The organism is Marinithermus hydrothermalis DSM 14884 (assembly GCF_000195335.1).
Classification (GTDB): domain Bacteria; phylum Deinococcota; class Deinococci; order Deinococcales; family Marinithermaceae; genus Marinithermus; species Marinithermus hydrothermalis.
This window is the reverse complement of record NC_015387.1, coordinates 236204-251995: the sequence shown is the minus strand read 5'-3', so window position 1 is coordinate 251995 and position 15792 is coordinate 236204. Positions and strand designations below refer to the sequence as shown.

General features: G+C 68.6%; 16 protein-coding genes and 1 tRNA gene. 9 read left to right on the top strand and 8 right to left on the bottom strand.

What is annotated here, in order from left to right; all coding sequences use genetic code 11:
• Positions 1 to 84 precede the first annotated feature (84 nt).
• Positions 85 to 366 (bottom strand): hypothetical protein, encoded by a 282-nt coding sequence (locus MARKY_RS01325; protein ID WP_013703073.1) that lies wholly within the window; start codon positions 364 to 366, stop codon positions 85 to 87.
• Positions 367 to 2013: 1647 nt separating this feature from the next.
• On the opposite strand from MARKY_RS01325, the gene MARKY_RS01315 reads away from it, so the two are divergent.
• From MARKY_RS01315 to trpD, 7 genes are all read left to right on the top strand, one after another.
• Positions 2014 to 2089 (top strand) — tRNA-Ala (locus tag MARKY_RS01315).
• A gap of 83 nt (positions 2090 to 2172) precedes the next feature.
• Entirely contained in the window at positions 2173 to 2979 is an 807-nt protein-coding gene (locus MARKY_RS01310) for a CPBP family intramembrane glutamic endopeptidase (RefSeq protein ID WP_013703071.1), read from the top strand.
• A gap of 129 nt (positions 2980 to 3108) precedes the next feature.
• Positions 3109 to 4515, top strand: coding sequence for an anthranilate synthase component I (gene trpE / locus MARKY_RS01305; protein ID WP_013703070.1), 1407 nt, complete (start codon positions 3109 to 3111; stop codon positions 4513 to 4515).
• The gene (locus tag MARKY_RS01300) at positions 4512 to 5087 is read left to right on the top strand and encodes an anthranilate synthase component II (protein ID WP_013703069.1); all 576 of its coding nucleotides are present in this window, start codon (positions 4512 to 4514) and stop codon (positions 5085 to 5087) included. The genes trpE and MARKY_RS01300 overlap by 4 nt, the downstream gene beginning before the upstream one ends.
• A gap of 10 nt (positions 5088 to 5097) precedes the next feature.
• Positions 5098 to 5925: a glycosyltransferase family 2 protein gene (locus tag MARKY_RS01295; RefSeq protein ID WP_013703068.1), complete on the top strand. Its 828-nt coding sequence runs from the start codon at positions 5098 to 5100 to the stop codon at positions 5923 to 5925.
• Complete coding sequence (locus tag MARKY_RS01290) at positions 5910 to 6746, top strand: glycosyltransferase family 2 protein (protein ID WP_013703067.1); 837 nt, start codon at positions 5910 to 5912, stop codon at positions 6744 to 6746. Before MARKY_RS01295 ends, MARKY_RS01290 begins: the two co-directional genes overlap by 16 nt.
• 3 nt (positions 6747 to 6749) lie before the next feature.
• Complete coding sequence (gene trpD, locus MARKY_RS01285) at positions 6750 to 7757, top strand: anthranilate phosphoribosyltransferase (protein ID WP_013703066.1); 1008 nt, start codon at positions 6750 to 6752, stop codon at positions 7755 to 7757.
• Here the strand turns inward: trpD and MARKY_RS01280 are convergent.
• The gene (locus tag MARKY_RS01280) at positions 7735 to 8127 is read right to left on the bottom strand and encodes a hypothetical protein (RefSeq protein ID WP_041657753.1); all 393 of its coding nucleotides are present in this window, start codon (positions 8125 to 8127) and stop codon (positions 7735 to 7737) included. The genes trpD and MARKY_RS01280 overlap by 23 nt on opposite strands.
• Positions 8128 to 8326: 199 nt before the next feature.
• Here MARKY_RS01280 and gyrB point away from each other — a divergent pair, with 199 nt between their 5' ends.
• On the top strand, positions 8327 to 10240 hold the full coding sequence (gene gyrB / locus MARKY_RS01275) for a DNA topoisomerase (ATP-hydrolyzing) subunit B (protein WP_013703064.1): 1914 nt from the start codon (positions 8327 to 8329) through the stop codon (positions 10238 to 10240).
• On the opposite strand, the gene MARKY_RS01270 is transcribed toward gyrB, so the two are convergent.
• Positions 10237 to 10551 (bottom strand): hypothetical protein, encoded by a 315-nt coding sequence (locus tag MARKY_RS01270; protein ID WP_148230387.1) that lies wholly within the window; start codon positions 10549 to 10551, stop codon positions 10237 to 10239. The two genes, gyrB and MARKY_RS01270, sit on opposite strands and share 4 nt — an antisense overlap.
• 509 nt (positions 10552 to 11060) lie before the next feature.
• Between MARKY_RS01270 and MARKY_RS01265 the strand changes: the two genes are divergently transcribed.
• Positions 11061 to 12323, top strand: coding sequence for a DUF3179 domain-containing protein (locus tag MARKY_RS01265; protein WP_013703062.1), 1263 nt, complete (start codon positions 11061 to 11063; stop codon positions 12321 to 12323).
• Positions 12324 to 12339: 16 nt separating this feature from the next.
• On the opposite strand, the gene MARKY_RS01260 is transcribed toward MARKY_RS01265, so the two are convergent.
• The 5 genes from MARKY_RS01260 to MARKY_RS01240 form a co-directional block, all read right to left on the bottom strand.
• On the bottom strand, positions 12340 to 12900 hold the full coding sequence (locus tag MARKY_RS01260) for a CueP family metal-binding protein (RefSeq protein ID WP_013703061.1): 561 nt from the start codon (positions 12898 to 12900) through the stop codon (positions 12340 to 12342).
• A 23-nt stretch (positions 12901 to 12923) separates the two neighbouring features.
• On the bottom strand, positions 12924 to 14030 hold the full coding sequence (locus MARKY_RS01255) for a sensor histidine kinase (protein WP_013703060.1): 1107 nt from the start codon (positions 14028 to 14030) through the stop codon (positions 12924 to 12926).
• The gene (locus MARKY_RS01250) at positions 14031 to 14696 is read right to left on the bottom strand and encodes a response regulator transcription factor (protein WP_013703059.1); all 666 of its coding nucleotides are present in this window, start codon (positions 14694 to 14696) and stop codon (positions 14031 to 14033) included.
• A complete protein-coding gene (locus tag MARKY_RS01245) occupies positions 14689 to 14928 on the bottom strand; it encodes an SHOCT domain-containing protein (protein WP_013703058.1) in 240 nt (79 codons plus the stop codon). Before MARKY_RS01245 ends, MARKY_RS01250 begins: the two co-directional genes overlap by 8 nt.
• A 113-nt stretch (positions 14929 to 15041) precedes the next feature.
• The gene (locus tag MARKY_RS01240) at positions 15042 to 15692 is read right to left on the bottom strand and encodes a CBS domain-containing protein (protein ID WP_041658175.1); all 651 of its coding nucleotides are present in this window, start codon (positions 15690 to 15692) and stop codon (positions 15042 to 15044) included.
• Positions 15693 to 15792: the final 100 nt, after the last annotated feature.

Genomic DNA, 15792 nt, shown 5'->3' with positions numbered 1-15792 from the left:
CGCCACCCCCCGCTTCGGTAAACCCCACCGCCTCGAGGTACCGCCAAATCGCCCACACGCACACCCCAGCCAGCGCACCCCCACTCACGACGGCTGCCCGCCGCCCGCGGCTCCGCGCCCCACCCACCACCACGGCCCCCACCGCCCAATCCGCGCCTCTCGAAACCAGTCCGGCGAGACGCACGCCTCGAGATCCAGCGCCGCCCCCAGCGCAAGTACCGCGAGGAGCAGCAGGTGCACCACCACCAGCCCTTCCAGGGCCAGCCCGTGCACCGCAGGGCACAACGCCAGCGCCAGGAGGGCGATCCACGCCCCCACCACAACCCAGGGCAACGACCGCACCAGCGCGCGTTCCACAGGCGGCATACCCCAGGCTATGCCTTTTTGCTTTATGGGTCCGTTTCATAGCTTACGCAACCACGGCGCGAAGCAGGGCATGCTCGGGCGCTGCCCTCTCTTCACCTTGAGGACCGGGGCTTGAGAAGCAGCAAAAGAAGGGTGGGCTTCAGGTGCGCCCCGCCCTCCTTCCCCAGCCAGAACCGGGCGGCTTCGCGCAGCGACACTTAGAGAGGGTGCTTTATGTTGAAGGGTAAGTTTCCAAGGGGATTGAAACGACCGGAGTGCACCACGGTAACGGTAGAAGGGACGGGTTCTACACCCGGTCCGTGTCTTCCCGAACCCCTGAAAGCTGGACGACCACAACCAGCGAAGACCTCACCGGGCCTTAAACGACCTACCCCCCTGGAGTACCTGGCTAAAGTGCAAGGGGAATCGGTCCCCTAAGAACCTTAGGTGTGCTGGGGGTCATGTAAAAAACTCGGTTGAGTAAGAGGGGAGCCCTTAGTCTGGTTCTGCCATGAAGCCGACTGAGGACTCCCCGAGCTCCATCGTACCCTGTCCCCACTGCGGAGCCACCCGTGAGGAGAGCGGGGGCTACCGCAGACGCAAGCTGCGCACCTTTCGGGGCATCCAGGAAGTCAGAGTCAAACGGATCCGCTGCGCCCAATGCAAGCGCCAGAAACGAGCTCTCTACCCGGAGGACTGCCCTAGAAGCCGCTGGTACGCGATCTCCATCCAGGAGCACTTCCTCATCCTCGCAAGCCATCGCGCCCCTGAAAGCGTCCAAAACGATCTCGCCAAGAACCTGGGCTTCCCCCTCACCCGTCCCACCCGCCTCCGCTGGCTCAGGTCCGCGGGGGCCAGGGCCAAACGGCTCCTTCAGCGGGAGAACCGTCTTCTCCGAGGGCGGGTGTACTGGGGGAGTGTGGATGAATGGGCCTTTGGCCGGGGCCCCAAGGGGTACGGGTACCTTTACTTTGAGGCTTGGACGGGTTGCCCGCTGTGGGGAGACCTTGGCCATCGGCGGCGTTACGAGCGGGTGCGGGAGCTCCTTTGGAGGTTACCTCCAAGGCTGGGGGTGGTTTCGGACGGGGCGCAGGAGGTAGGGGAGGCGTTGGGCTGGTTGGGGCGGAGGCTGCTTTGGGCCCGGTGCGCTTTCCACCTGATGCGGGAGGTACGGGCCAAGGTGGACCGGAAGGCGTGGGGGGAGATACGGGAGGGTCTGAGGGTGCTGCGGGGGCTTGGGCCTGGGGAGAGGGAGGCGTTCTTTTGGAAGGAGCTTCTGCCCCGGTGGGGTAAGGCCTTGGAGGGCTGGGTGCGGGCTTGGGAGGGGTTGCAGGAGGCTTGGGGGGCCGAGGTACCGCCTCCTTGGACAAACAACGTGGCGGAGGTAGGGCATGGGCGATTGTGGCGGCGGCGCAGGCGGAGGGTGTTGCGGAGCCTGGAGGTGGGGGAATCCTGGTTGATGGTGGGGCTTTACCGGATGCGGCATCGGCGGATTGGGGAAAAGAGCCCCTGGGAAAGGCTTACGGGAACTCTTTCCCCAGAGTGCTGGTGGAGGCCCCTGGTGGGGAGGATAAAAGGGTCAACCGACTTTTTTACATGAGTCTGTGCTGGCCAACTACACACCCTTGACAATCACGAGGGTAGCCTGTAGATTATCCCTTGCGGTTTGGGGCCGTGGCGCAGTTGGGAGCGCGCCTCAATGGCATTGAGGAGGTCAGGGGTTCGAATCCCCTCGGCTCCACCAGGAAAGACCGGCCGGGCTCGAGCCCGGCCGGTTTTACGGTCCCTGCCCTCGCCCTCAAGGTAAGCTCAAGGTGGAGGTCACCCATGACAGCGGTGCGTAAAGCGCTCGTGTGGACGTTCATAGCCTCATGGACCTGGGCGGGACTGTACTACCTGGCGGGGGGCCGGCTCACCAGCCCGACCTTCCCCGCCTTCAGCCTGGTGTACATGTGGATCCCCGGCCTCGTGGCCCTCCTCCTCGCGCGGCAGGAGGGGGTGCGCCTAGGGGTCTGGGCGCGCCCCAACCGGTACTGGCTACTGGCCTGGGGGCTTCCGATCGCGCTCAGCCTCCTCGCGATCTTACCGAGCCTGGCCTTCGCCCCGTACGTGGGCCTCGAGGTCATCCGGGCCCTCCTCCCCCCGGAGGCCGCGCAGGTTCCGGACGCGTTCTTATGGGGTGCGCTCCTCGTGCAAAGCCTGCTCGCTGGCGCCACGGTGAACCTGGTCTTCGCGTTGGGCGAGGAGTTGATGTGGCGGGGGTACCTGTGGGAACGCTTGAAGCCCCTCGGGTTCTGGCGGGCCGCGCTCGTGATCGGGGTGGCGTGGGGCCTTTGGCACGCGCCGCTGATTCTTCAAGGGTTTAACTACCCGCAGCACCCCGGGCTCGGCGTGGTGTGGATGGTCGCGTTCACCACGCTCCTCACCCCGTGGATGCTGTACCTGCGGGAGCGGGGCGGCGCGATCCTCGTTGCGGCGCTCTTTCACGGCACGCTGAACGCCAGCGCGGGGCTTTCGCTCGTCGTGGTGGCGCGCACGAACGATCTCACGGTCGGCCTGCTGGGCCTCGCGGGTTTTTTCGTGCTTCTCGCCGCGAACCTCGCGCTCAGGGGATTGCGCCCCGCTGAGGGGTGAGGTTATATTAATTCCAATGCTGCAGGTGCCGTTCTACCCCTGGTGGTGGCCCGGATAACCCCGGGGTGGGCGGCGTGTACCCCCTGGGGTTTCACCTACCCCAGGGGGTTTTCTTACACAGGAGGCCCCATGCCCAAGGTACCCGTCAAGCGCACCCTCTTAGCGGACCTCGAAACCCCAGTCACCGCGTACTTGAAGCTCGCGGAAAAAACCACGCCGAGTTTCCTCCTGGAGTCCGTCGAGGCCGGGAAGCACTGGAGCCGGTACTCGTTCATCGGCCTGGGTGCCCGCCGCACCTTCCGCCTCAAGGACGGAGTGTTCACGCTGAACGGCACCCCCATCCAGACCGCGGACCCCTTGCGCACCCTGTACGAGGCCGTGCACGTCGAGCGCGTGCAGGACCCCGAACTCCCCCCGTTTTGGGGCGGCGTGGTGGGGTACGCGGGGTACGACCTGATCCGTCACTACGAGGCCCTCCCCGCCACGAACCCCGACCCCCTCGGCCTCCCCGACCTCCTCTTCGTGGAGCCGGAGGTGGTGGTGATCTTCGACCACCTCAAGCAACAGCTGCACCTCGTTGCTCCCGCCGAGGCCGAGGACCCGGAGAGCCTGGCGCGTGCCCGAGAGCGCGTGGACTGGGCTGAGCGCAAGCTCCACGGCCCCCTTCCCGGCGTGCCTGGCCAGCGCGCGGGCGGACGCATGACCTTCCAAGCCAACCTCACCCAGTCCGCCTACGAAGCGGCGGTCGCGCGGGCCCTCGAGTACATCCGGGCCGGGGACGTGTTCCAAGTGGTCCTCTCCCTCAGGCTCTCCGCTCCCCTCACGGTGCACCCGTTCGCGCTGTACCGCGCCTTGCGGCACGTGAACCCCAGCCCGTACATGGGGTACCTCGAGCTCGGCGAGGTCACCCTCGTCTCGGCGAGCCCGGAGTCCCTCCTGCGCTCGGACGGCCGCACCGTGACCACCCGCCCCATCGCGGGCACCCGCCGGCGCGGCCGGACCCCGGAGGAGGACCAGGCCCTCGCCGAGGCGCTCCTTTCGGACGAGAAGGAGCGTGCCGAGCACGTGATGCTCGTGGACCTCTCCCGCAACGACCTGGGCCGGGTCTGCCGGTACGGCAGCGTGCGCACCAAATCCTTCATGACCGTCGAGCACTATTCGCACGTGATGCACCTCGTGAGCACGGTCGAGGGGGATCTCCGGGAAGGCAACACTCCCCTCGACGCCCTCGCCGCCGTCCTCCCCATGGGCACCGTCTCCGGCGCGCCCAAGATCCGCGCCATGGAGATCATCGAGGAGCTCGAGCCGACCCGGCGCGGTCCGTACGGGGGCGCGTTCGGGTACGTGGCGTACGACGGGCACATGGACGTGGCCCTCACGCTGCGCACCTTCGTGATCGCGGGAGGTGCGGTGCACGTGCAGGCCGGCGCGGGGATCGTGGCGGACTCCGTGCCGGAGCGGGAGTACCAGGAGTGCCTGAACAAAGCGCGGGCCTTGCTGCGGGCCGCGGAGCTCGCGGAAGGAGGGCTGGAGTGAAACGGATCCTGCTCATCGATAACTACGATTCCTTCACGTACAACCTCGTCCAGTACCTGGGGGAGCTGGGCGCGGACGTTAAGGTGTGGCGGAACGACCGCTTCGCCCTCGAGGAGGTGCGGGCCTTCCGGCCGGACGGGATCGTGATCAGCCCCGGGCCGTGCACCCCGAACGAGGCGGGGCTTTCCGTGGCGCTCATCCAGCGCTACGCCCCGGACTACCCCATCCTGGGCGTGTGCCTGGGACACCAAGCGATCGCGCAGGCCTTCGGGGGGCGCGTCGTGCCGGCCCCAATCCTCATGCACGGCAAGACCAGCCCCATCCACCACGACGGCACCGGCTTGTTCGCCGGGCTCGCTAACCCCCTCGTCGCGACGCGGTACCACTCGCTCGCCGTGACCGACCTGCCCCCCACGCTCCGGGTCAACGCCTGGGTGGAGGAAGCCGGGGGGCGCACGGTGATGGCCCTCGAGCACACCACCTACCCCACGTTCGGCGTGCAGTTCCACCCGGAGTCCGTCCTGAGCCGGGAAGGGCGCGCTCTGCTCGCGAACTTCCTCCAGCGCACGTAGGATGCGGAGCATGAGCGCGATCGAACTCTCTGTCATCGTGCCCACCCACAACCGCCTCGAGCTGCTCCGGCGCAAGCTCGCGGCCCTCGAGGCGCAGGACCTCGAGCCCGAACGGTTCGAGGTGGTCGTGGTGGCGGACGGCTGCACGGACGGCACCCTGGACTGGCTCCGCGCGCAACGCCCCCCCTTCGCCCTCAAGGTGCTGGAAACCCCCGGCAAAGGCCCAGCCTACGCCCGCAACCGCGGGGCGGAAGCAGCCCGGGGAAGGGTGCTGGTCTTCTCGGACGACGACGCAATCCCCCGGCCAGCCTGGCTGCGCGCGCACCGCCAGGCGCACCGCGCTCCCCGCACGGTGGCGGTGGGGCGGCTCGTGCTGCCCCCGGCCTTAAAAGGCAGCGGCGCGGCCGAGCTCGCGGGCCCGCCCGTGTTCTGGTGGAACGCCACGGGGAACAACACCAGCCTGTCCCGGGCGTTGTTTCAGGAGGTAGGGGGGTACGACGAGGGGTTCGACGGGTATGGGGGCGAGGACCCGGACCTCGGGTACCGCCTGCTTCGCGCGGGGGCTCGGTTCGTGTTCGTGCCGCGCGCCGAGGCCATCCACGAGGCCTGGGACCACCGGTCAAGCGCCCTGGAGCGGGCCTACAAGGCTGGGGGGGCCCACGTGCGGGTCTGGAAAAAGCACAAAGACGCCCGGATCGCCTGGGCGCTGGGCGTGCACCCGGCGCTGCTCGGCCTGAAGCTGGCCACCCTACCCTGGCTCAAGGGGCTGATGGGCCGCTGGGGCGCGTACGAGCTCGCGTACGCACGGGGAGCGTGGGAAGCGTGGCGGCGGAGGTAAGCGTCATCGTGCCCACCCACAACCGCCTCGAGCTGCTCCGGCGCAAGCTCGCGGCCCTCGAGGCGCAGACCCTCGAGCCCGAACGGTTCGAGGTGGTCGTGGTGGCGGACGGCTGCACGGACGGCACCCTGGACTGGCTTAAAGCCTACCGCCCGCCCTTCGCCTTGACGGTACTGGAAACCCCCGGAAAAGGCCCAGCCTACGCCCGCAACCGCGGGGCGGAGGTCGCATCGGGCAGGGTACTGTACCTCTCGGATGACGACACCTTCCCCGCTCCACAGACGCTGCAACACCACCTCGAGGCCCAAACCCGAAGGCCGGGCGTGTACGTGGGCGGCCTCGCGTGGGAGGACGGCACGGTGTGGCGGCCGGCCGTGCGGTGGGGCCGGGTGCACTGGGCGAGCCTGAACGGGGCGAACACCAGCCTGCCCCTGGCGGCGTTCCGCGCCGTAGGGGGGTTCTGGGAAGGGTTTGACGGGTATGGCGTGGAGGACCTCGAGCTCGGGTTTCGCCTCGCGCGGACCGGCCTCAGGTTCGCGTACCTGCCCGAGGCCCGGGCGGTGCACGCGGGCCGACCGTCGCTGCTAAACCTCGAGAAGGCCCGTTCGGCGGGGCGTCAGGCCGTGCGCGCCGTGCGCCACCACCAGAGCGCGGCGCTCGCGGTGGAGCTCGGGGTGCACCCCGCCCTGCTCTGGATCAAGCGCATTCTTTTCGGCCCGTTCGCGCCCCTACTGGGCGCACGTAGCGCGTATGAACGCGCCTATTTGGAGGGGGCGTGGGCCGCGTGGCGGGCGGAACCACAACCCCGCGAACGGAGGTGAGGTATGCACGAACTCGTGAAGGCCCTGAACGCAGAGCCCTTGACCCAGGAGGAGGCCTACCGGTTGATGCACCGCATCATGCAAGGGGAACTGACCCCGGCGCAGCTCGCGGGGGTGCTGATCGCGCTGCGCACCCGTGGCGAGACGGTGGATGAGATCGCGGGGTTCGCGCGCGCCATGCGCGAGCACGCCCTGCGGATCCAGGTGGCCGGCCCCCTCATGGACGTGGTCGGGACCGGCGGGGACGGCCGGGGGACCTTCAACATCTCCACCACCACCGCGTTCGTCGTGGCCGCGGCGGGGGTGCGCGTCGCCAAGCACGGGAACCGCGCGGCCTCCTCCCGCTCCGGCTCGGCGGACGTCCTCGAGGCCCTCGGCGTGCGGATCGACCTCCCCCCCGAACAGGTCGCCCGGGCGATCGAGGAGGTGGGGGTGGGGTTCCTGTTCGCCCGCAGCCACCACCCCGCGATGCGGCACGTGGCGCCGGTGCGGGCCGAGCTTCGGGTGCGGACCGTGTTCAACCTGCTGGGCCCCTTGACGAACCCCGCCGGCGCGACGCACTTCCTGCTCGGCGTGTTCGCCCCCGAGTGGCTCGAGCCCATGGCGCGCGCGCTGGGGGACCTCGGGGCCCGGCGCGCGCTGGTGGTGCACGGAGCAGGCACGGACGAGCTCGTCCTGGGGCCTAGCCGCGTCGCGGAGCTGCGGGACGGCCGGGTGCGGAGCTACACCCTCACCCCGGAGGCGGTGGGCCTCGAGCCGGCCCCGCTCCAGGCGCTCGCCGGGGGCAGCGCGGAGGAGAACGCCCGGATCACCCGGCGGATCCTGGGGGGGGAGGAGGCCGGGCCACGAGCGGACGTGGTCGCGCTGAACGCCGGGGCGGCGCTGTACGCGGCGGGCCGGGCGGAGAGCGTGGCCGAGGGCGTGGCCCGGGCTCGGGAAATCCTCCGCTCCGGTGCCGCGCTGGAGGTTCTCGAGCGGCTCGTGGCTTTTAGCCAGCGAGTGCGGTCGTGACCGCGCGCACCGAGAGGCCGAGGGCGAAGAGCAGCCCGGCGAAGATCCAGGGCCCCACCTGCCTGGGGGGGTGCTTGAGCCCCGCGTAAAACCACCCGCCGGGCTCGAGGCCGCCCAGAAAGTGGAGGACCGTCGCGCTGAGGATGCCGTAGAGGAGGTGGAGGGGGAGGGGGCGGAGCCCCGCGAGGAGGAACAGGATGAAGCCGGTAGCGACCTGAAGGATCGCGCCCCAGGCCACGCCGCGCAACGCACGGAAAAAGCGAGGGCTGGGGGTGCGCGAGAGGCTGGGGAGCGCCCACAGGAAGAGGAGGACAAGGGCGGGAACGAGGGCGTACCCCAGCGCAGCGTGCACGAGAAGCAGGGCGCTCATGCCCCCATGATACGGGGCCGGACTTCGCCGCGCGCGAACCCAATCGCTCCTGAAGCCCCCTCTGCGAAACCGGCATAGATCCATAAACCCTCCGGGGTAAGGGGGCGAAATTTCCCATGAAAAACGTGAAAACCCCTCCTCCTGGTATAATGACTAGGGTGTGGTTGCCCCTGCACTGCAGGGAGCCCATAGGAGGAATATGAGCACATACGACGCCTCGAGCATCAAGGTGCTCAAGGGGCTGGAAGGGGTGCGTAAGCGCCCGGCCATGTACATCGCCGGGACCGGCACCGACGGGTACCACCAGCTCCTGAGCGAGATCCTAGACAACGCCGTGGACGAAGCGTTGGCGGGGTACGCCAACGAGATCAAGGTCACGCTGCACGCGGACGGGAGCGCCTCGGTGGAGGACAACGGGCGCGGTATCCCCGTGGGCATCATGCCCGGCGAGGGCCGTCCGGCCGTCGAGGTGATCTACACCGAGCTGCACGCCGGCGGTAAGTTCGAGGAAGGCGCGTACAAGGTCTCGGGCGGCCTGCACGGGGTGGGGGCCTCCGTGGTGAACGCCCTTTCCGCCTGGACCGTCGTCGAGGTCTTCCGGGACGGCAAGCACTACCGCATCCAGTTCAGCCGGGGCCGGGTCGTCGAGCCCCTCACCGAACTCGGTCCCGCCCCCAAACACAAGACCGGCACCCGGGTGCACTTCCTACCGGACGCCACCATCTTCGAGCCGGGCCTCGAGTTCGACTTCCGCCGCGTACGCCGCCGCGTGCGCGAGGTCAGCTTCCTCGCGGGCGGCCTCAAGATCATCCTTAAGGACGAGCGCAAGGGCAAGGAGGAAGTCTTCCACGACAAGGGCGGCGTGGCCTCCTTCGCCAAGGCCCTCGCGGAGGGCGAGGAGCTCCTCTACGACAAGCCGGTGCGCCTCCACGGCCAGGTGGAGGACGTCGAGGTGGACGTGGGCTTGATCCACACCAAGGGGTACACCACCGAGCTCCTCACCTACGCGAACATGATCCCCACCCGGGACGGCGGCGTGCACCTCTCAGGGTTCCGCACCGCGTACACCCGTGCGCTGAACAAGTACGCGCAACGGGCCGGGCTCGTCAAGAACGGCCAGCCCACCCCGTCGGGCGAGGACTTGCTCGAGGGCCTCTTCGCCGTGATCTCCGTCAAGATCCCCCAACCGCAGTTCGAGGGGCAAACCAAAGGCAAGCTCCTGAACCCCGAGGCGCAAAGTGCCGTCACGAAGGTCGTGTACGACCAGCTCATGGAGCACCTCGAGCGCAACCCGCGCGTGGCCAAACTCATCTACGAGAAGGCCCTGCGCGCGGCGCAGGCGCGCGAGGCCGCCCGCAAGGCCCGCGAGCTCGTGCGCCGGCAGAACCCCCTCGAGTCCGACGACCTGCCCGGCAAGCTCGCGGACTGCCAAACGGAAAACCCCGATGAGGCCGAGCTCTTCATCGTGGAGGGCGACTCGGCGGGCGGGTCCGCCAAGCAGGGGCGCGACCGGCGCTTCCAGGCCATCCTGCCCCTTCGGGGCAAGATCCTGAACGTCGAGAAGGCCAACCTGCAAAAAGCCCTGAAGAACAACGAGATCCGCGCGATGGTCGCGGCGATCGGGGCGGGCATCGACGGGACCGGCCAGGACGGGCACTTCGACCTCGAGTCCGTCCGGTACCACAAGATCATCCTCATGACCGACGCGGACGTGGACGGCAGCCACATCCGCACCCTGCTCCTCACCTTCTTCTACCGGTACATGCGCCCGGTGATCGAGGCGGGGTACCTCTACATCGCGCAGCCGCCTCTGTACCGCCTCAAGGTCGGCCGGAAGATCGAATACGTGTACGACGACGAGACCCTCCGGAAAAAACTCGCTGCGCTCGAGGGCAAGCCCTACGAGATCCAGCGCTTCAAGGGGCTTGGGGAGATGAACCCGGAGCAGCTCTGGGAGACCACCATGAACCCTGAGACGCGCGTCCTCCGGCAGGTCACGATCGAGGACGCCCTCGAGGCGAACGAGATCTTCGAGCGGCTGATGGGCTCGGAGGTCGCGCCGCGCCGAGAGTTCATCGAGGAGAACGCGCGTTTCGCGGAGCTCGACGTCTAACCGCACCCCCCCGCGCCCTGCGGCGCGTAACGCAACCGCACGTCCCGACCGCGCAGCGCCTCGACCGCGCGCATGTCCCCGGAATCCGGCGCGAGGCTTAGCCGGTTGCAGCGCACGTCCACCACGTCCCCCGCGCCGATTCCGGGGTTCTCTACGAGGGGGGTGGGGTCCCGAATCCGGTTGTGGAACAGGCTCAGCTCGCGCAACCGTACGAGGCCCGCCAGGGGCGTCTTGGGTCTGGTTCCCGTCCAGGTCGAGGCGCTCGAGGCCGGTCGCGACCTCGCGGCCCTCGAGGGAACGGATCCCCGCAAACGGCGCGCTTAGGGCCGTTAGATCCGCCAGCGCCCCACAGCGCAGCGTCCCCTCCGGCTGCCCCAACGCCTGGCGTAGGGCCGCCTCGAGGTGCGGGTCCGGCACCGCAACCGGCGCGCTGGGGTCCACGCACCCTTGCGCCCAGGCGAGCGCACCCCATAAGGCCCAGGCGCACAGGCTCCACTGGATCCCTTGTTTCGTGCTCTGCTCTCGCCGGATCGGGCTGGCCCTGCGCTTGCTTCAATTAAGCGGATTAAAGCACGTGTGGGGACGGCTTTTCGTTACCCGCGGGCGTTTCCCGGTGTTACCGCTCCCAGCCCCGTCCGCACGCACGCGGCAGCTCGCCCCCCAAGCCCGGGAGCGTTACGATCCGTACGCTAGCGTAAGGGCGGGCTACGGTACGCCTCGTGCCATGCATCTCACGGGGAGGCGTGCGAGATTGGATAAGGGCAGATCGGGCCGGCGGTTCACCCGGCCTCATCCGTACGCCCACCTTTGGAGGTAAGGGGTGAGGGAACTCGGGTTCACCGCGGCCATACTGTGCGCCTTAGGCCTCGCGTTTGGGCAGGCCTTCTACGTACTCGACGTAGACAAAAGCAAAGCTAACCTACCCACGGAAGCCTTCATCTACGGGGGGGTCGTGCCCCAAGGCATCCCCGCGCTGGGCTTCACTGGGAGCTTTAACGGCAAGATCGCCGACAGCCCCGCGCCGCGCTTCATTCCAGCCGAGGCGGCCGCCCGCTGGCTCCAGGGGGTCGAGCCGGTCGTCGCCCTCGAGCTGAACGGCGAAGCCAAGGCCTACCCCGTGCAGATCCTCATCTGGCACGAGATCGTGAACGACACCGTAGGCGGCGTGCCCGTAGCCGTGACCTTCTGCCCGCTCTGCAACAGCGCCCTCACCTACGACCGGCGCGTGCCCCTCACCCCAGCACAGCTGGAGGCGGTACGCGCGAAAAACCCGAACGCGACCCTCGCGGAGCTGGACGCGGCCTACCTCGAGGCGTACGCCGCCGAGTTCGGAGAAGCGGCCGCGCAGGAGGCGGTGGCCGGCCTCGAGCTCAGTTTCGGCACCACCGGGATGCTCTACAACTCGAACCTGGTGATGTTCGACTCGGAGACCAGCACCCTCTGGGTCCAGCTCGCCGCGGAGGGCAGCGTGGGCACCCTGACCGGGGTGGGGCTCCTCCGGTACCCCGCGCAAATCATGAGCTTCAAGAGCTTTCGCGAAACCTACCCGGAGGGGATCGTCCTCTCCCGGAAGACCGGGTTCACCCGCAACTACGGGGACAACCCGTACCTAGGGTACGACGACGTGAACGAACCCCCGTTCCTCTTTGATGGGCCGACCGACGGGCGCCTCCCCCCGAAGCTGCGCGTGGTGAGCTTCGAGCTCGGGGACGAAGCGGTCGCCTACCCCTACAGCGTCCTCGAGACCACCCGCGTGATCAACGACGTGGTGGGCGGCGTGCCCATCGTGGTCTTCTGGCTGCCCGGCACGCACAGCGCCCTCGACACGCGCAACGCGAGCCAGGCCCGCGACGTAGGGGCGGTCGCGGTGTTCGAGCGGCAGCTCGGTCGCCGCACCCTGACCTTCGCCTGGAACGGCCAGGCCTTCGTGGATCAGCAGACCCAAAGCGAGTGGGACCTTTCCGGAACCGCAAGGGCAGGGCGACTCAAGGGCCAGCAACTCACGGCCGTGGTGCACGACAGCACCTTCTGGTTCGCCTGGGCCGCCTTCCGCCCAGAAACCCGCGTGTACGGCGTGCGTTAACATCCGTCCTCCGGCCTCACGCCGCGTCCGGCTCGAGCTTCAGGGTCGTGACACAGGTCCGGCTTGCCTCAAAGGTCTCGACGACCTCCACGCCGCGGTACCCCTCGAGGCGCATCTCAACCTTGTAGGTCGCGCCGCGCGGGAGCCACAGCTCGAGGAACCCGTTGGAGAGGGTGCGCATCTCCTGATCCACCAGCACGGTGCCGTCCGCGCGCGTCACCCGCACCTGGATCGGCTGGTTCGCCAGCTCCCCCTGGCAGCTCGACATGTAGTGGACCTCACACGGGTGCGTGGTGCGGATATAGGGGGCGATCGCGACCACCATCTGGTCCTCCGGGAGGGGCACGCGGTACGGCCGATCCCCCGGGAGCACGAACTCCACGGCCCGCGCGGTCACGTAACTCTGCACGGGCCGGCCCTCCTCGCGCCAGCGGTTCGCCAGGGCGATGGCCTCCTGTGCGCTCGCTCCGCGGAGCGCCGCGAGGTACGGGTCCTCCACCGGCCGCCCCCAAAAGAACGCAGCGGCCCCTCCCACAAGACCTAACGCAGCCAGGATCCACCAAACCGTTCGCTTCATGCCCCGACCTTACCCGTGAAGCGTTAAGCCTTCGTCAAAGGCAGGGTGAAGAAGAACTCCGCCCCCCGCCCCGGCGCGGACTCGAGGCCGATCCGTCCCCCCATGGCCTCCACCAGCCCCCTGGCGATCGTGAGCCCCACGCCGCTCCCGCCCGCGCTGCGGCTGCGCGCGGGGTCCACCCGATAAAACCGCTCGAAAACACGCGGCTGGTGTTCCGGCGGGATGCCCGGCCCGGTGTCGCGCACGTGAAAGCGCACCGCGTCCCCCTCAACGCGCGCCCCGAGGACCACTGTGCCCCCTGAGGGCGTGTGGCGCAGAGCGTTCACCAATAGGTTGGACAATACCTGCTGCACGCGCTCCGGATCCGCCTGCACCCACGGCATCTCCTCTGGAGCCTCCAGCAGTAGCCGCACGCCTTTTTGCGCAAAGGCCGGGGCGAACCGGTCCAGCGCCTCCTCCAGCAAGACCCGGGGCGCGACGGACACGGGGTGCACCTCGATCGCCCCGGCCTCCACCCGGGAGACCAGTGAAAGGTCGTTCACCAGTCGGCGCATCGCGCTCACCTCGCGCGCGATCGCCTGCGCGGCGCGCTCGGGGGGCATCACCCCGTCCGCGAGGGCCTCCGCGTACCCTTGGAGGGCGGCCAGGGGCGTGCGCAGCTCGTGGGCCACAGTCCCGATCAGCTCGACGCGGCTCGCCTCCACTCGATCGAGGGCTTCCGCAAGACGGTTGAAGTGCCGCGCCAACTCCCCCAGCTCGTCTTTCTCCAGGACCGGGAGGCGCAGGCGGTAATCTCCCTGGGCCATCCGTTCGCTGCCCTGAGCTAGGACGCGCACCGTGCGGCTGATGCGGCGGGCCACGAACCACGCCGCGCCCGCAGCCAGGGTGGTCGCGACCGGCAACGAGGCCAGCATCGCCGCGGTCAGAGTGTTCTGGTGCCCGGCCTCCAAATCCGCGCGGAGCACCGCCTCCATCGGCCCCATCCCCATCATCCCCATGACGTGCATCATGCGGGCCACGTGCCCCTGGTAGAGCCTAGGTGCCATGAGCTCCGCGGAGAGGAAGAGCACCCCCTCCGCCAGCAACACCACGAGCAGGTAACTCACGAACAGCTTGACGAATAGCCGCACCTACGACTCCCGAAACCGGTACCCCACCCCGCGCACAGTCTCGATGAACCGGGGGTGCTCCGCATCGTCCCCGAGCTTCTTGCGCAACAAAGCGACGTGCACATCCACCACCCGGTCCACCCCCTCGAACCCCGGCCCCCACACGCGCTCCAACAGCCGCTCCCGCGTGAAGACCATCCCGGGATGGCGCGCCAGGGTGAGGAGCAGGTCGAACTCGAGCCGGCTCAAGGCGACCGGCTGCCCCTCGAGCAGAACCTCGCGGGCCCTGGGGCGGATCACGAGGGGGCCGTAGACGAGCTCGTCCTTCAACCCCACCCGCCGCAACAAGGCCCTGACGCGCGCCACGACCTCGCGGGGGCTGAAGGGCTTGGTCACGTAATCGTCCGCGCCGAGCTCAAACCCCCGCACGCGCTCCTCCTCCTCCCCCCGCGCGGTCAGCATCAAGATCGGGAGGTCCGGCCAGTCGCGCCGCAACTCCTGGGCCACGCGCCACCCATCCATCCCGGGCAGCATCAGATCCAGGATCACCAGGTCCGCTCCGGGGGCCTGCTCAAGGGCCTGCAGGCCGTCCTCTGCCTCCAGGACCTCGAAGCGCTCACGGGCGAGGTAGGCCGCAAGCACCTCCCGGATCGCGGGGTCGTCATCCACCACCAGTACCCTAGCCATCCTCCAGGTCCCGTCGCATGCGTTCGAAGGTCTCCTTGTCGATCTCGCCGCGCGCGTACCGCGCACGCAGGATCTCGAGGGCGGTGTCGCGCCGGTGTTCTTCACCCGTCGGGCGCGTTAACGCGCGGACCAGGAAGTAAACCGCGAGTACGATCAAAACCAGCCAGAACAGGCTCCACAAGGTCCCCCACCATCCACCGTACCCGAACCCGCACCACGGGCATCCCCACATCGCCGACCTCCTTTCTGGCTATACCGTACCCCACTTCGGTTAAGCTTGCGTAACCCTAGTCTACGCCAGCGCGCGCCAGGACGGGCCCGGCGCGCGGGTACCTTTCCGAAAGCTCACACGCCGGACACCGCGTCCGTCGCGCGGACCTCGATCACCTCCTCCCCCGCGGCCCGCAGCCGCGCCTCGAGGTCCGCGAGCCCCTCGCCGTTCACGCGCAGCACCAGCCGGCGCCTCTCCCCTTGGCGGCCCACCGTGGCGACCGAGACCACGTTGCTCGGCTTGATCGCTCGAGCCAGGGTCTCGAGGGCCCCCGGACGGTCCGGCACGTCCACCGTCAGGCGCAGCCCGCCCTCCTTGAGGCCCATCACCTCGACGAAGGCCTTGAGGACGTCCGTGATGGTGATGATGCCCACGAGCTTTCCGCCCTCGAGGACCGGCAACCCCCCGATCTTGCGTTCCTCCATGAGGAGCGCCGCGTCCTCTAGGGGTTTGTCTGCCTCCACAGTGATCACGGGCGTCGCCATCACCTCGGAGATCGGCATCTTCGCGATGAGGTAGTTGATCTCCCAGATCGAGAGGGTGGTGGCCTTGGAGGGCATGGCCTCCTTGAGGTCCCGGTCGGTCACGATGCCGACCAGGCGGTCGCGGTTCACCACCGGCAGCCGACGGAACCCCTTCTCCTGCATGAGCCGGATCGCTTCCGGCACCGGAGTGTCGGGGCTTACCGTGATGGGGTTTGGCGTCATCCAATCGCGCACCAGCATGCTTGCCTCCTTTCGCGCGGTGCCTCCCAAGGCGGTGTCCGCGTTACGGTCCGCTTCGGCACGACTGAAGACGGCGCGCACCACCCGGCGCAGCAAATCG

What these genes read in the sequence shown, in the direction of transcription:
- MARKY_RS01280 (WP_041657753.1), bottom strand. Translation starts at nt 8,127, where the DNA reads ATGAGCGCCCTGCTTCTCGTGCACGCTGCGCTGGGGTACGCCCTCGTT.
- MARKY_RS01325 (WP_013703073.1), bottom strand. Translation starts at nt 366, where the DNA reads ATGCCGCCTGTGGAACGCGCGCTGGTGCGGTCGTTGCCCTGGGTTGTG.
- trpE (WP_013703070.1), top strand. Translation starts at nt 3,109, where the DNA reads ATGCCCAAGGTACCCGTCAAGCGCACCCTCTTAGCGGACCTCGAAACC.
- MARKY_RS01260 (WP_013703061.1), bottom strand. Translation starts at nt 12,900, where the DNA reads ATGAAGCGAACGGTTTGGTGGATCCTGGCTGCGTTAGGTCTTGTGGGA.
- MARKY_RS01240 (WP_041658175.1), bottom strand. Translation starts at nt 15,692, where the DNA reads ATGCTGGTGCGCGATTGGATGACGCCAAACCCCATCACGGTAAGCCCC.
- MARKY_RS01245 (WP_013703058.1), bottom strand. Translation starts at nt 14,928, where the DNA reads ATGTGGGGATGCCCGTGGTGCGGGTTCGGGTACGGTGGATGGTGGGGG.
- MARKY_RS01250 (WP_013703059.1), bottom strand. Translation starts at nt 14,696, where the DNA reads ATGGCTAGGGTACTGGTGGTGGATGACGACCCCGCGATCCGGGAGGTG.
- MARKY_RS01310 (WP_013703071.1), top strand. Translation starts at nt 2,173, where the DNA reads ATGACAGCGGTGCGTAAAGCGCTCGTGTGGACGTTCATAGCCTCATGG.
- gyrB (WP_013703064.1), top strand. Translation starts at nt 8,327, where the DNA reads ATGAGCACATACGACGCCTCGAGCATCAAGGTGCTCAAGGGGCTGGAA.
- MARKY_RS01295 (WP_013703068.1), top strand. Translation starts at nt 5,098, where the DNA reads ATGAGCGCGATCGAACTCTCTGTCATCGTGCCCACCCACAACCGCCTC.
- trpD (WP_013703066.1), top strand. Translation starts at nt 6,750, where the DNA reads ATGCACGAACTCGTGAAGGCCCTGAACGCAGAGCCCTTGACCCAGGAG.